The organism is Mucilaginibacter sp. (assembly GCF_028288185.1).
Classification (GTDB): Bacteria; Bacteroidota; Bacteroidia; order Sphingobacteriales; family Sphingobacteriaceae; genus Mucilaginibacter.
This window is the reverse complement of sequence record NZ_JAQBOF010000022.1, coordinates 36,091-50,669: the sequence shown is the minus strand read 5'-3', so window position 1 is coordinate 50,669 and position 14,579 is coordinate 36,091. Positions and strand designations below refer to the sequence as shown.

Below are 14,579 nucleotides of genomic sequence, written 5' to 3'. Positions count from 1 at the left end.
ATTGAGTTTAGTAAAAAACCATTCTGTGTTCTTTGAATTATCATAAGATACTTATTATCAATAAATTAATAGAAAATAATACCATTGGTAAAGTGCCTTATACCCGATAAATGGCAAAAAACACTACCGGTAAAAAGGCTTATATCCGATAAATGCGTAAAATTACTACCGGTAAAACGGCATATACTTTAAAACCAGCCCATTTTACTACCGCTAAAAACCGCAATACTGGTGTGAATAGCAGGGAGCATTTTTATTAGATGATGATGGCTCAAAGATGTGCCTTAATTTTTAAGGAGGGTGATCTATAGAGAGGCTATCTTCCCAAATAATATTTAAATTGCGCCTCCAATGAAACCAATTATAGAGTGCGTACCCAATTTTAGCGAAGGTGTTGATCCTGACATCATCAACAGTATTACCGGCGAAATAGGATCGGTAACGGGCGTGAAATTATTGAATGTCGATCCGGGCCGCGGAGCTAACCGTACCGTAGTAACTTTTGCCGGCGAACCCGATGCGGTTGTTGAAGCGGCTTTCCTCGCCATAAAAATGGCTGGCGAGTTAATAGACATGCGCACGCAAACCGGCGAGCATCCACGCATGGGCGCTACAGATGTTTGCCCGTTGATACCGGTTAGCAATATCACCATTGATGAGGTTGCCGAATATGCCCTGCAACTGGCCAAACGCGTTGGTAACGAATTGCAGATCCCGGTTTATTTATATGAGCACTCGCAGTCCAACAAAAAACGTAGTAACCTGGCCGCCATACGTGCCGGCGAGTATGAGGGGTTCTTCAAAAAAATAAAACTGCCCAACTGGCTGCCAGATTTTGGCCCCGCCGAATTGGATGCCAAACGCGGTGCAACCGTAATAGGTGCCCGTGATTTTTTGATAGCCTATAATATTAACCTGGATACGCAATCAACCCACGTGGCCAATGAGATTGCGCAGGAGGTAAGAGAGACCGGTAAAATTATTATTGGTGAAAATGGCAAAGAACGAATCCAGGGGACGTTAAAATACGTAAAAGCTATTGGCTGGTATATTGAAGAATATGGCAAAGCACAGGTATCTATGAATTTAACTAATATAGCCGCAACCCCAATTCATGTAGTGTTTGACGAAGTATGCGCCCGTGCAACAGCACACGGTGTTAACGTTACCGGCAGCGAATTGATAGGCATGATCCCCCTAAGAGCCATAGTTGATGCCGGCCAATATTTTTTGCATAAGCAAGGCATTACCTATGTGGTTAACCAAACTAAATTAATTGATGCCGCTATACAAGCAATGGGTTTAAATGAACTGGCACCTTTTGATCCGCAAAAAAGGATCATCGAGTACCAACTATAGTTAACAGGTGCTTTTCTAATAAAGTTTTAATTTAACCTAATTGTTTATTTTTTAAATTTATATTATAAAATTTCATAATTTTAAGTTGGCATACAATAAGCTAAAAATTAACGTTTTTTGCATTGCTTATATAATGAACACTGTCACAAAAAGTATTAACTGTTTTCTATTTAATGTTTTGTTGCTGCTGTTGGCAACTCCCGTATTTGCGCAGATAAACCATGCGCCTGCAGGAAATCAGCTTAAAAACTTTACCAACTCATTGGCCCAGGTAAATATTGCGTTTACTTTCCCGGAGGGTTTTAAGGAAATTAAAGCGCCTAATACAGATGCATTCCCGTTTGATTACGCAATGAAATTACCCGATGCGGATTTTGAAGTATGGATGCGCATTAATACCCAAAAGGAAGCCGAGAAATTTTTAGCGGATAAAAACATTCATATAGCTACTGATTCATTATATAAAAGCCTGGCTAAAAATCAGATTACAGCTTTTACCTCCGAGAAAGGTTATTTAAAAAGAGACCTTCCATCATACATATTAGACAGGTATAACGCCGATGCCGGCAGCACCTATCTATTAAACCTCGACGATTCGCCCATTACCAAACATTATAAATACGCGTTGTTGGTTGTACTCCAAAAAAACGGTGCGGGCACCATCATGGCCATTTGTTTCACCAACGAAAAGGGCCCCGAATTCTTTAAAAACATGAACCTTGCCAGTAATTGTCTGAAGTTTAAGTAACAAAGATTAGGGTTTAAAGATTAGTTAATTGAAGATTAAAGATTAGTGCCTGTCGTTGGGTAAAAAAGCGCCAGGCACCAATCTTTAATCACTAATCTTCAATCTTTAACAACAATGTTGATAAGTTAAGAGATTTGAATTAGGAGTTGAGCTGCTAAACTTTATTTTTGCTGTAGGGAGGCTTCCTGCATCCCGGATTGAAATTACACAGATATTAAAATGGCAGAAGCAGTAAGTTATAGTGAAGATAGTATACGGTCGCTTGATTGGAAAGAACATATCCGCCTGCGCCCCGGCATGTATATTGGTAAGCTGGGCGATGGCTCGGCTTATGATGACGGGATATATGTATTACTGAAAGAAATTGTAGATAACTCGATAGATGAGTTTGTAATGGGCTCGGGCAAAACCATCGAGATCAATATAAGCGACCATAAAGTTACCGTACGCGATTATGGCCGCGGTATACCACTGGGTAAAGTGATAGATTGCGTATCAAAAATAAATACAGGTGGTAAATATGATAGCAAGGCGTTTCAGAAATCGGTAGGTTTAAATGGGGTAGGTACAAAGGCGGTTAATGCATTATCAACATCATTCATTGTGCAATCATACCGCGATGGCCGCACCAAAATTGCCGAGTTTGAAAAAGGCGAGTTAGTAAAAGACGAACCCGAAAAAGAAACCACACAACGCAACGGTACCGCTATCAATTTTTATCCTGATGAGACCATCTTCAGGAATTATCATTTTATCCCCGAGTTTATAGATAGCATGATCTGGAACTATGTGTTCCTTAACTCAGGCCTGACCATCAACTTTAATAATCAAAAATATTTTTCGGAACGCGGGCTGTACGATCTGCTAACCAAAAGAACCGATGTAGAAACCCTGCGTTATCCTATCATCCACCTAAAAGGCGAGGATATAGAAATAGCCATGACCCACGGGCAGCAATATGGCGAGGAGTATTACTCGTTCGTAAATGGCCAGCACACTACGCAAGGCGGTACGCACCAGGCGGCTTTCCGTGAAGCAGTAGTTAAAACTATCCGCGAGTTTTATAAAAAAGAGTTTGATGCTTCGGATGTTCGTGCATCTATCGTATCTGCTATCGCGATAAAAGTGCAGGAGCCGGTGTTCGAGTCGCAAACAAAAACCAAGCTGGGGTCACAAAATATTGGTCCGGAAGGGCCATCTGTCCGCACATTTATCGGCGATTTTGTAAAGAAAGAACTAGATAATTACCTGCATAAAAATCCGTCTGCGGCAGATGCGCTATTAAAGCGGATCATGCAATCAGAGCGCGAGCGCAAGGATATTGCCGGCATTAAAAAACTGGCTAACGATCGCGCCAAAAAAGCATCGCTACATAACCGCAAGCTGCGCGATTGCAAGCTGCATTTTGATGATACCCACGAGCGTAAGCAAGATACCACCCTGTTTATTACCGAAGGTGACTCGGCCAGCGGGTCGATCACCAAATCGCGCGATGTGATGACACAGGCAGTATTTAGCTTAAAAGGTAAGCCGCTAAACTGCTACGGACTAACAAAAAAAGTGGTTTATGAGAATGAGGAGTTTAACCTGTTGCAACATGCGCTTAATATAGAAGATGGCCTGGATGCACTGCGTTATAATAATATAGTAATAGCTACCGATGCGGATGTGGATGGTATGCATATACGCTTGCTGCTGATGACTTTCTTCCTGCAGTTCTTCCCAGACCTGGTAAAAGCCGGGCACGTATTTATATTGCAAACTCCGTTGTTTAGGGTTCGTAATAAAAAAGAAACCATTTATTGCTACAGCGACGAAGAGCGCCGTAATGCCATAGCTAAATTAGGTGTAAAACCAGAAATAACCCGCTTTAAAGGCCTGGGCGAAATATCGCCGGATGAGTTTGGCCTGTTTATAGGTAAAGACATCCGCCTGGATCCGGTTATCCTGAAAGACGCCAATATCAAAGGTTTGTTAGAGTACTTTATGGGTAAAAACACCCCCGCGAGACAACAACACATCATCGGTAATTTAAGGGTGGAGAAAGATGATGAAACAGTGAACCCTACCATTGTAGAAGATGCAGAAGAGTTGCCGATAGCTAGCTAGACTAAGATTTTTAGGATTAGAAGATTACCAGGATAAATAGATTAGACAACTTTTAAAAAGTTGTCTAATCTATTACCCTTTGTAATGACAAATAATTTAGCTAGCCGTTGGCTTAGCAGTAAACACACCGGCATAATATTTAATATAACCAATGCATAAAAATATGTTTAATGCCAATACAGCAACTCCAACAGGTATGCCTGCCGGTGCCAACATGGTATGAAACAAGAAGACATTTACACTGATAGGTAGTAATACCAGTAAAAAGAAAGCGGTATAACGGTTAACCAATAAAAATAACCCGCTTACAATTTCAATAACTTTCAGGTACTGGAAAAAATAGCCCGAACCCCAAAGTCCGCCAGCAAATGCAGAAGCTTCCTTGCTCATAGGCGGTTGTGCCATATGCAAAACCTGCGGAAAGAAAAAATTCAATCCAAACACCACGAAGATCAAACCAAGTAATATCCGTGCAATTAATACTGCAATTTTCATAATTTTAAGTTTTTTGTTGTGATTAAAGTTACTCAATTAAAATACCAAATATAAATGTTTAAACATGTGCTTTTAAACTAAAGTGTCATACCTTCGTTATAATATTATGAATATACAGAAAATAACATTTGGCAGCGGTTGCTTTTGGTGCACCGAAGCTATATTTCAGACAGTTAAGGGTGTAAGGGCTATTGTTTCAGGCTACATGGGAGGCCAAACTAAAAACCCTACTTATGAGCAAATTTGCAGTGGCAATACCGGACATGCAGAAGTGGTAGAGATAGAATATGATGCCGATGCGGTTAGCCTGGATGAGATAGTGCTTATATTTTTTAAAACGCATGATGCCACCACTTTAAACCGCCAGGGCAATGATGTGGGTACACAATACCGTTCGGCTATATTTTATACTACTGATGAGCAAAAGCAAGCAGCCGAAGCCATGATAAAAAAACTAACCGATGAGCACGTGTTCAGCAAGCCCATCGTTACCGAAGTTACCCCTGCAAGTGAGTTTTACAAGGCCGAAGATTATCATCAGAACTATTTTAACGAGAACCCGGTAAAACCTTATTGCTCGTTTGTGATACAACCCAAGCTAAATAAGTTTGCCAAAGATTTTTTGGATAAAATAAAGCCGGAGCTATTAAGCTAATTTTCATGAAAAAATTACTTTTGCTAACAGGTTTATTATTCACGGTTATTGCCGCTAACGCGCAGGATACTCCCAAAGATCTATCTACTGCCAATGGGGGCAAGGTATGGTCATCCTTATACCAGCAACGTGCGGCCGAGTATAAAGCGCTATGTTTCCAGGCGTATAACATGGCTAAATTGCGTTTAGATGCGGCCCTTAAACATAAAGGCAAAAAGCCGCTTGCCGTAGTTACCGATATTGATGAAACGCTATTAGATAATAGCCCTTACGATGCAGCAAGAGCTATCAACAATCAGGAGTTCGACCTGAAAGCCTGGAAACAATGGACCGCCAAAGGCATTGCTGATACTGTGCCGGGAGCGCCATCATTTTTTAAATACGCCGCATCAAAAGGCGTTGTTGTATTTTATATCACTAATAGGGATGAGGATGAACGCCTTGGAACAACTCAAAATTTAAAGCTTTACCATTTGCCTTATGCTGATGATACGCATATCATTTTAAAACAAGCTGTATCAAGCAAAGAAGCCCGCCGTCAGGCTGTATTATCCAAATATAACATCGTACTACTTTGCGGCGATAATCTGACTGATTTTGATGCCTTATATGATAATAAACCATCAGAAGAAAGCCGTATGGCAACTACCGAAAAATTGAAAAAGCAATTCGGGAATAAGTATATCATTATACCCAATCCATCTTATGGTGATTTTGAGAACGCTATATTTAAGTTTAATTATAAACTTACTTCGGCTCAAAAAGATTCGGTGATCAAATCTTTAATTAAGCTAGATAAGTAACATCTATATTAAGTTTTTGTTAAATAGGATTTTACAGTAAATCAATATGTATTTTTGGTACACTAGTTAAAAAACAATGAAACAAAAACTATTAATTTTTGCAGCGCTTACAGCTGTTGCACTAAAAGCTCAGGCCCAATTACCCGGTAAAATAACACAAACAGGTCAGGTGCTTTTACCTAACGGATGGAAGTTGAGCCCTGCCGGTACTTCATTACCTTTGGGCGATCTGCCGTTAAACATACAGCTTTCCTCATCAGGCAAATTGCTGGCCGTTACCAATAACGGGCAAAGCACCCAATCTATACAGTTGATTGATCCTGTAAATGAAAAACTATTGGACGAAAAAGTAATAGGCAAATTGTGGTACGGTTTAACATTTAGCCGTGATGATAAACATTTGTATGCATCGGGCGGCCATGATAATTGGATAATTGATTTCAGCATAAAAAACAATAAACTTGTACCTGCCGATACCATTAAACTTGCTCCGGCGGCGTACCCAAAAAACAAAGTTTGCGCTACGGGCATCGCGGTAAACAAAAGCAATACACTGTTATACACCGTAACTAAAGAAGATAATAGCTTATACGTTGTCAATCTGGCAAATCGTACAGTAAAATCAAAAGTAAAACTAGCGTCCGAGGCTTATACTTGTGTGCTATCCCCTGATGAGAAAATACTATACATATCTACCTGGAATGCCGAAGAAGTTACCTGCTATAATACAGTGTCCGGTAAGCTATATACTATTAAAGTAGGCAGCCATCCTAACGAGATTTTGTTAAATAAAAAAGGCACCCGCTTATTTGTGGCTAATGCTAATGATAACTCGGTATCTATTATTAACACGGCTACCGATAAAGTAACCGAAGTATTGTCTACCTCGCTTTATCCAACAAAACTAACAGGTTCAACTACTAACGGACTTGCATTATCAGCCGATGAAAAAACTTTATATATAGCAAATGCCGATAACAATTGTTTGGCTGTATTTGATGTTAGCAAATCCGGCGCAAGCCAAAGCCGTGGGTTTATTCCGGTTGGATGGTACCCTACCAATATTAAAACGTTGGGCAGCAAAATTTTAGTGTCAAATGGTAAAGGATTTACCTCTATGGCAAATCCTAACGGCCCGCATCCTATAAAGAAAGCTGATAACAGCAGTTACCAAAAAGGTGCTACAAATACAAAAGAACAATATATTGGCGGCTTGTTTAAGGGTACATTGTCATTTATCAATACACCTACCCCGGATCAACTTAAAGCTTATACTAAACAAGTTTATGCCAATACACCTTTTACTGCCAAATTAGAAAAAAGGGCACCAGGCGAAGCCGGCAACCCTATACCACGCAGCCCGGCTGATAAATCGCCTATTAAATATGTGTTTTATATCATCAAAGAAAACCGTACTTACGACCAGGTTTTAGGCGATGTAGAAAAAGGTAACGGCGATACTTCACTTTGTATTTTCGGTAGTAAGGTTACACCAAACAGCCATGCTATTGTTAATGAATTTGCGCTATTGGATAATTTTTATGTTGATGCTGAAGTTAGTGCCGACGGCCATAACTGGAGCACAGCTGCCTATGCTACAGATTACATAGAAAAAACCTGGCCAACCAGCTATGGCGGTCGTGGTGGCGATTATGGCTCTGAAGGTGTGCGTAAAATAGTTGATCCGCGCGATGGTTATATATGGGATTATTGTAAACGCGCAGGTGTAAGCTACCGCAGTTATGGCGAGTTTGCAGCTTATGGCAAAACAACTATTAAAGCCTTGCAAGGCCACATGTGTGTGCAAACGCCGGGCTTTACTTTAGATATTACCGACAGGTTTCGTGCTAATGTATGGGCGCATGATTTTGATTCGCTCCTTAATATTAACCAGGTACCGCGTATGAATATAGTGCGGATGGGCAATGACCACACCAGCGGGCAACGAAAAGGTGCCATATCGCCAATTGCGGCAGTTGCTGACAATGACCAGGGCGTAGGTATGTTGTTAGAACATCTTTCAAAAAGCGCTATCTGGAAGGAATCGGTAGTGTTTATTCTGGAGGATGACGCGCAAAATGGCTCAGACCATGTGGATGCGCACCGCTCGCCGGTATATGTTGCCGGGCCGTATGTTAAGCGCAATGCAGTGATTCATGGCATGTATTCAACATCAGGTGTGTTACGTACTATGGAGTTGATTTTGGGCCTGCCGCCTATGAGCCAGTATGATGCAGCCGCAATGCCCTTATATGACTGCTTTACCAACAAACCCGATTTTACACGATACACTTTAAAAGCACCACAAGTTGATATAGAAAAACGCAATGTAGCGGTAAACAGAAGCAGTAAACGCTCTGAAATGTTTAACCTTGCTGATGAAGACAAGGTGCCGGACCTTGAATTGAATGACGTGGTCTGGAAATCTGTTAAGGGCGAAGATTCTGTTATGCCGGCTCCAAGACGCAGCGCATTTGTTATTCTTGAGCAAAAAAAGAAAAAGGACGATGACTAAGTTTATTGATTAATTGCTAAAGGTAAAACCACTATGTATGATAATTGTTAACTTTAGCGTACCAATAAATAACCGATGACAATTATAGAAAACCATCTTTTTAAAGTAGCTATTCGTAACCAGGGCGGCGAGCTCACCTCATTTTTTAACAAAACTACCGGCATTGAACATTTATGGCAAGGCGATGCCGCCATTTGGCCATGGCATGCGCCAAACTTGTTCCCCATTGTTGGGCAGCTGATTGATAATGAGCTTTTAGTTGATGGTAAAACTTATGAACTGCCAAGGCATGGTTTTGCACGCACGTCTGAATTATTGCTGATCTCATCTAGCGAACAATCGGCGTGGTTCTCTTTGCCTTATTGTGAAAAAACATTGGCCAAATATCCTTATAAATTTGATTTCCAAATTCATTACGACCTGATAGATGACGCCCTGCGTGTAACTTATAAGGTTATTAATTTGGATAAAAAACCAATTTATTTTTCGGTTGGCGGGCACCCGGCCTTTAATGTACCCTTTAATAAAGGCGAGAAGCACGAGGATTATTATATAGAATTTGAAGTTGACGAGAAGTTAAAAACACATCTGCTAGCGCCAGAAGGAACATTTAATGGCGAAACCGAGCCGGTAGCCACCGATAAAGGCAAGTTGTTTTTAACCCGCGACCTATTTGCTAATGACGCGCTGGTATTTAAAAACCTGCGTTCAAGAGTGGTGACTATAAAAAGCACGCAGCATGATCAATCACTAACGGTAGAGTTCCCACATTTTAATTACCTGGGGCTTTGGAATAAACCCGGCGCCGATTTTGTTTGTATTGAACCCTGGTTGGGTTGCGCAGATAGCGTAGGCAAACATGCAGACATAACCCAAAAAGAAGCTATACAAAAACTAGGTATTGGCCACGTATTTGAGGCGGCATTTTTTATAAGTATGTAATACTCATTTGTCATTGCGAGGAGGAACAACGAAGCAATCGCGGACTTTTCTCCTTGCGATTGCCACGCTTCACTCGCAATGACAAAATCTCTTTAAAATAATCCCAACTGGCCTTTATCGTCTATATCAATATCATCCGGGTTAGTTATCTCGAAATCTATTTTCTTAGCTGGCGGCGGTTCTTCTGTTTTAGGCTTTTCAATAGGCTCAGACTCAATTTCCATTTCGGGCTGCTGTTCTGAAACTGATTCAATTTTGGGTTGTTCAATAGGTTCAATTACAGCAGGTTTAGGTAATTTAGGTAAATCCGCTACTGGTTCCGGTTGTTGATCTACAGCTTCAGGTGTCTCATTTGTTGTTTCTAACGACTCTTCCTCTACTTCTTCTTCAACCTCATCTGTTATTACTTCCTCAACCGGATTGTTTTCAGCTATCAGTTTTACGGCTTCAACCTGATGTTGCGAGATGCGGTTACCCATTGCTTTCATCCCTTTAACATCTATTACTTCGGCCAAATTAAGCTCGATAGTCTCCGGGATTTTGGTAGCGCCTTTTAGTTGTTTCACTTCAACGATGGGTTCAGCCGCATTTGATATCAGTGTCATTTTTGATCCGCTTTCATCGCTGATAATGCTGGTTTCTTTGCCTATTACCGTATTCTCAAACACAAACCGTTTAACCAGGTAGTTTTTTGATTTACCATCATAATGTACCACCGAGTAAACTTTCTCGGGGTTATACTTTTCTATGATGGTCATTTTATCATCATAGTGGTTATTCAGGTCGAAGCTGGTTAGCTCGTAAATGCCATTTGCAAAAACGGTTAGTATACGGTCATCGCCATCAAACTCACCTAAAAACTTACCACGTGCATCAACGTTTAGCCGTTTTAAAATATCGTCATACCATATCTTACGGCCGGCAAGAGTTGATATGCCTTTGCTCTTTAACAAAATCTTTTTAACTGGATATTTGGTAATGATATTACCCATGGATGCCCTGCCTTTAATAGCTAACTGTGCAAAGTCTTCGTCAAACTGCAATTTCTTTAACTTGGCATGAGGCTTTAACGCAACGTTAACAACCTCGGCCTCGCCGTTAGGATTGGCAGAGAAGTATAAGACCCTTGATCCCTTGCTGCCTTTAGTAAGGTCGTACTCTTTATCGCGCGTTACGCCGGTTACTGCAAAACGTTTAATATAGCTCACGCCACTTTGCCCGTCTTTATAAATCATGTTGTAAACAGTGCGCTCATCGTTCTTTTTAAAAACTGCAACGTGGAGGATATCTTTACCCACAAAAACTTTTTCCTGCACTTTGGTAATAATGCAGCGACCATCCTCACGGAAAACTATGATTTCATCAATATCAGAGCAATCGCCAACAAACTCATCTTTACGTAAGCCGGTACCAATAAAACCATCTTCGCGGTTAACATATAGTTTTACGTTAGCTAACGCTACCTGCGATGCTTCTACCCTGTCAAAAGTGCGCAGCTCGGTTTTACGCTCGCGGCCTTTGCCGTATTTATCTTTCAGCTTTTCAAACCAGTCAATGGTGTACTCGGTAAGATGTTTAAGATGATTTTTTACGGTTTTTATTTCGTTCTCTAAATTTTTTATCTGCTCATCCGTTTTCTTAAAGTCAAAACGGGTAATGCTGCTCATAGGTTTATCTATCAACTTGCGGTAATCCTCGGCAACAATAGGTCGATAGAACAATGGCAAAAAAGGCTCAAACAAACGATTCAATACTACCAGTACTTCGTCAAATGTGCCTGATGTTTCGTAGTCAGCATGTTTGTACATCCCCTCCTGGATAAATATTTTTAGCAACGAGCTAAAAAATATTTTCTCCATCAACTCCCTTAGCTTTATTTGCAGCTCCTGTTTAAGCAGTTCTTTGGTGAAATGCGTACTTTCGGTAAGCATATCATTCACACTCATAAAGCGCGGCTTATCATCCTGTATTACGCAGGTATTTGGCGATATGGAAACCTCGCAATCTGTAAAAGCATATAAGGCATCAATAGTAACATCAGGCGATATACCCGGTGCCAAATGGATAACGATCTCGACGTTTTGCGCAGTGTTATCTTCTATCTTTTTTATCTTGATCTTACCCTTATCATTGGCAGATATTACGCTATCAATTAAGCCACCCGTGGTGGTGCTAAAAGGTATCTCGGTAATAGCTAAAGTCTTTTTGTCACGCTCTACAATTTTTGCGCGTACGCGGATACGGCCTCCGCGTTGCCCGTCATTATAAGCAGAGGCATCAGCCATACCACCGGTAGGGAAATCTGGCAATAAGTTTGGTGTTTGTCCCCTTAATACCGCTACCGATGCATCCAATAGTTCAATAAAATTATGCGGTAATATCTTGGTAGCCAAACCTACGGCAATACCCTCGGCACCTTGAGCTAGTAATAGCGGAAACTTAACCGGTAGTGTAATAGGTTCTTTATTACGGCCGTCATAACTAGCTTGCCAAGTAGTGGTATCCGGGTTAAAAACAACCTCTAAAGCAAATTTGGATAAGCGGGCCTCAATATAACGTGGTGCTGCTGCCGAGTCGCCGGTTACTGGGTCGCCCCAGTTACCCTGGCAATCAATCAACAGGTTTTTCTGGCCTATCTGCACCATGGCATCACCAATGGAAGCATCACCATGCGGGTGATATTTCATGGTGTTACCAATAACGTTAGCGGCCTTGTTAAAACGCCCGTCATCCATCTCTTTTAACGAGTGGAGGATACGGCGCTGCACTGGCTTTAATCCATCATTTATATGCGGAACGGCACGGTCAAGTATTACGTATGACGCGTAATCAAGGAACCAGTTTTCGTACAACCCATCGAGTGAGGTAACGGTATGTATTTTATCTTCGTTGTTGTTAGCAGGGATATCGTTTTCGTTCGGATCTTCACTCATTAGTTACTAAAAAATTTGGATGGATAAAGATAGGCGAATGTGCAGATATGCGGATATGCAGATGTGCATATTTTTTGCACATTATATTGTTTATAAACGTTATTTATAGTACAAATTTGCCTTGGCTAGCTTTATTAAGTCGGCTAGGGTAACTTACCAAGAAAATCGTTTCATCTGTACATATTGCATATCCGCACATTTACACATCCATCAATCATTTCGCATTTCTCTTATCATTACATTATAATCCCATTTACGCAGCATGGCATTTACGGTATTGATGATCCGTTTTGCACGTGTCTCATTCGTCTTCGCGCTTTCTATCCATTTGATAAAATAGTTACGGTGCGACATGGCAAGGCTGTTAAATTGAGCTTCAGCTTCAGGGTCAAAGTCAAAACAGTCTTGTAGATCGGTAGGGACTAATACTTTAAAATCTTTATGTTCCTCTAATTTTACAGTAAGCATGGCGCCTGCTTCTTTGCGGATGCTTTTACGTATTTCGGCTTTGATGGGCATAATAAATTTACCATCGCCCATGGGCATTAACGCGAAGCCTTCTATCGCAAAACTATCCAGCATACCACGTACCCTGAATGCTTTTTTGTTGTTCGGTTTTAATTTTTGAGCAATATCAGCAGGGATTTCAATATATCGCCAGCCTGTCTTTTCGCCCTGCTCACCAAACTGTAAAATGATGGTTTTGAACTCGATCATGCTATAAATATCAGCTAAATATGCGCCTTATCAAAACCGGCCAAATGTTAAATTTTAGTTAAATCAACAAAAAAATATTTTTTGTGTGTAACGTTTCGGTTATCACTGCTGTCTTATGGATATAAAAATTAATTAATAACCTTAAATACCATATTATGAAAACTTTAAAATCACTTTTATTAGGCCTAACATTATTAGTAGCCTGCTCATTTGCCAACGCTTCTACAAAACCAGCTGCGGCAGTATTAACAAAAAACGATGTATTAAATATTTATGTAAATGCAGTGGTTCATGGAAAAATTGATGGCCTTGAAAACATCCTTGCTAAAGATGTTAAATTCACCATGTATCGTGGCGAAAAGGAGTTTAATTTCGACAAAAAACAATTACTTGCATCTTTCAAAGCATCAGAAAATGTTGAACAGGCCTGTACTTATGTAACATCTGTTATGGATGAAACAGACAAGGACATGGTTGTGAAAGTAATTTTACGTTACGATGGGTATGTGCGTACTAACCTGGTAACTATTTCATTAGACCATGCTGATTTTAGAATCACTAAGATCGAAACACAATCTTAATTTAGTTTAGTTTTGTTTATAGTTAAAGGCCCTTGTTAGTTAGGGCCTTTTCTTTTTATATTATTTTATATAATCCTGCAAAGCAGCCTGCCATTTATCATAGCCCTTACTGTTTAAGTGCAGCATGTCTTTTACAAATAAGGATGAGTCTGGCTGCATTTTATCATTTAAAATAGGGGTGGCCAGGTCTACATAAGTGTTTTTGGGCTTATCGGCTATGTAAGCTTTTACACGATTATTTAGCTCGATACCCGGGGCTATGAATTTTGGACGGCTTGGGCTGGCCTTTTGTGCAAGGTAATAAAACTCGACATTGGGCAACTCTTTACGCATCACGGTGTAAAATCTGGTAAATGCCTCAAAGGTTTGATCAAGCGTTTTTTTACCAACGGCCATATCGTTTTCGCCGGCATATAAAAATATTTTACGCGGATGATACGGAAATACAATATAGGGCATATAATACTGCGCCCATTGCCACAATTCTGACCCGCCTACACCGCGTTTAATAATGGGCACACCGGTAAAACGCTGCTCCAGATCTGCCCACTTACGTATGGATGAAGCACCTATAAACAACATACCATTAGGCTTGGGAAAATCTAAACTATCCTGATGCTTAAAAGCCTGTACCTCTTTAGCAAATGGAAACCCTGATTGCGCATATAGATTGGTGCAAATAATAAATGCTGCAAATAGAAAGGCTAATTTTAATTTCATGT

At 40.5% G+C, this 14,579-nt stretch carries 12 protein-coding genes; 8 read left to right on the top strand and 4 right to left on the bottom strand.

All coding sequences use genetic code 11. The annotated features are described in order from the left end of the window. Positions 1-351: 351 nt before the first annotated feature. The 3 genes from ftcD (at position 352) to JWQ34_RS09050 (ending at position 4,216) form a co-directional block, all read left to right on the top strand. Positions 352-1,359 (top strand): glutamate formimidoyltransferase, encoded by a 1,008-nt coding sequence (gene ftcD / locus JWQ34_RS09060; RefSeq protein ID WP_299356657.1) that lies wholly within the window; start codon positions 352-354, stop codon positions 1,357-1,359. A gap of 133 nt (positions 1,360-1,492) precedes the next feature. Beyond that, a complete protein-coding gene (locus tag JWQ34_RS09055; protein ID WP_299356655.1) occupies positions 1,493-2,107 on the top strand; it encodes a hypothetical protein in 615 nt (204 codons plus the stop codon). Positions 2,108-2,326: 219 nt separating this feature from the next. Continuing rightward, a complete protein-coding gene (locus tag JWQ34_RS09050; RefSeq protein WP_299356653.1) occupies positions 2,327-4,216 on the top strand; it encodes a DNA topoisomerase IV subunit B in 1,890 nt (629 codons plus the stop codon). A gap of 96 nt (positions 4,217-4,312) precedes the next feature. Here JWQ34_RS09050 and JWQ34_RS09045 read toward each other — a convergent pair whose 3' ends face one another. Continuing rightward, entirely contained in the window at positions 4,313-4,711 is a 399-nt protein-coding gene (locus JWQ34_RS09045; protein ID WP_299356651.1) for a hypothetical protein, read from the bottom strand. Positions 4,712-4,817: 106 nt separating this feature from the next. Here JWQ34_RS09045 and msrA point away from each other — a divergent pair, with 106 nt between their 5' ends. The 4 genes from msrA (at position 4,818) to JWQ34_RS09025 (ending at position 9,626) form a co-directional block, all read left to right on the top strand. Next, positions 4,818-5,366 carry a peptide-methionine (S)-S-oxide reductase MsrA gene (gene msrA, locus JWQ34_RS09040; RefSeq protein WP_299356649.1) on the top strand — a complete coding sequence of 183 codons (549 nt, stop codon included), beginning with the start codon at positions 4,818-4,820 and terminating at the stop codon, positions 5,364-5,366. A gap of 5 nt (positions 5,367-5,371) precedes the next feature. After that, complete coding sequence (locus JWQ34_RS09035; protein ID WP_299356647.1) at positions 5,372-6,169, top strand: 5'-nucleotidase, lipoprotein e(P4) family; 798 nt, start codon at positions 5,372-5,374, stop codon at positions 6,167-6,169. Between the two features lie 76 nt (positions 6,170-6,245). Then, positions 6,246-8,684, top strand: a complete 2,439-nt coding sequence (locus tag JWQ34_RS09030) for a bifunctional YncE family protein/alkaline phosphatase family protein (RefSeq protein WP_299356645.1) — start codon at positions 6,246-6,248, stop codon at positions 8,682-8,684. Positions 8,685-8,759: 75 nt separating this feature from the next. After that, positions 8,760-9,626 carry an aldose 1-epimerase family protein gene (locus JWQ34_RS09025; RefSeq protein WP_299356643.1) on the top strand — a complete coding sequence of 289 codons (867 nt, stop codon included), beginning with the start codon at positions 8,760-8,762 and terminating at the stop codon, positions 9,624-9,626. A gap of 92 nt (positions 9,627-9,718) precedes the next feature. On the opposite strand, the gene JWQ34_RS09020 is transcribed toward JWQ34_RS09025, so the two are convergent. Next, positions 9,719-12,559, bottom strand: a complete 2,841-nt coding sequence (locus tag JWQ34_RS09020) for a DNA gyrase/topoisomerase IV subunit A (RefSeq protein ID WP_299356641.1) — start codon at positions 12,557-12,559, stop codon at positions 9,719-9,721. A 210-nt stretch (positions 12,560-12,769) separates the two neighbouring features. Then, a complete protein-coding gene (locus tag JWQ34_RS09015) occupies positions 12,770-13,276 on the bottom strand; it encodes a YdeI/OmpD-associated family protein (protein WP_299356639.1) in 507 nt (168 codons plus the stop codon). A gap of 155 nt (positions 13,277-13,431) precedes the next feature. Between JWQ34_RS09015 and JWQ34_RS09010 the strand changes: the two genes are divergently transcribed. Continuing rightward, positions 13,432-13,857, top strand: coding sequence for a hypothetical protein (locus JWQ34_RS09010; protein WP_299356637.1), 426 nt, complete (start codon positions 13,432-13,434; stop codon positions 13,855-13,857). A gap of 60 nt (positions 13,858-13,917) precedes the next feature. Here JWQ34_RS09010 and JWQ34_RS09005 read toward each other — a convergent pair whose 3' ends face one another. Further along, on the bottom strand, positions 13,918-14,577 hold the full coding sequence (locus JWQ34_RS09005; protein WP_299356635.1) for a GDSL-type esterase/lipase family protein: 660 nt from the start codon (positions 14,575-14,577) through the stop codon (positions 13,918-13,920). Between the last annotated feature and the right edge of the window lie 2 nt (positions 14,578-14,579).

Coding starts and splice junctions, on each gene's coding strand:
- ftcD (WP_299356657.1), top strand. CDS start 352: ATGAAACCAATTATAGAGTGCGTACCCAATTTTAGCGAAGGTGTTGAT.
- JWQ34_RS09055 (WP_299356655.1), top strand. CDS start 1,493: ATGAACACTGTCACAAAAAGTATTAACTGTTTTCTATTTAATGTTTTG.
- JWQ34_RS09050 (WP_299356653.1), top strand. CDS start 2,327: ATGGCAGAAGCAGTAAGTTATAGTGAAGATAGTATACGGTCGCTTGAT.
- JWQ34_RS09045 (WP_299356651.1), bottom strand. CDS start 4,711: ATGAAAATTGCAGTATTAATTGCACGGATATTACTTGGTTTGATCTTC.
- msrA (WP_299356649.1), top strand. CDS start 4,818: ATGAATATACAGAAAATAACATTTGGCAGCGGTTGCTTTTGGTGCACC.
- JWQ34_RS09035 (WP_299356647.1), top strand. CDS start 5,372: ATGAAAAAATTACTTTTGCTAACAGGTTTATTATTCACGGTTATTGCC.
- JWQ34_RS09030 (WP_299356645.1), top strand. CDS start 6,246: ATGAAACAAAAACTATTAATTTTTGCAGCGCTTACAGCTGTTGCACTA.
- JWQ34_RS09025 (WP_299356643.1), top strand. CDS start 8,760: ATGACAATTATAGAAAACCATCTTTTTAAAGTAGCTATTCGTAACCAG.
- JWQ34_RS09020 (WP_299356641.1), bottom strand. CDS start 12,559: ATGAGTGAAGATCCGAACGAAAACGATATCCCTGCTAACAACAACGAA.
- JWQ34_RS09015 (WP_299356639.1), bottom strand. CDS start 13,276: ATGATCGAGTTCAAAACCATCATTTTACAGTTTGGTGAGCAGGGCGAA.
- JWQ34_RS09010 (WP_299356637.1), top strand. CDS start 13,432: ATGAAAACTTTAAAATCACTTTTATTAGGCCTAACATTATTAGTAGCC.
- JWQ34_RS09005 (WP_299356635.1), bottom strand. CDS start 14,577: ATGAAATTAAAATTAGCCTTTCTATTTGCAGCATTTATTATTTGCACC.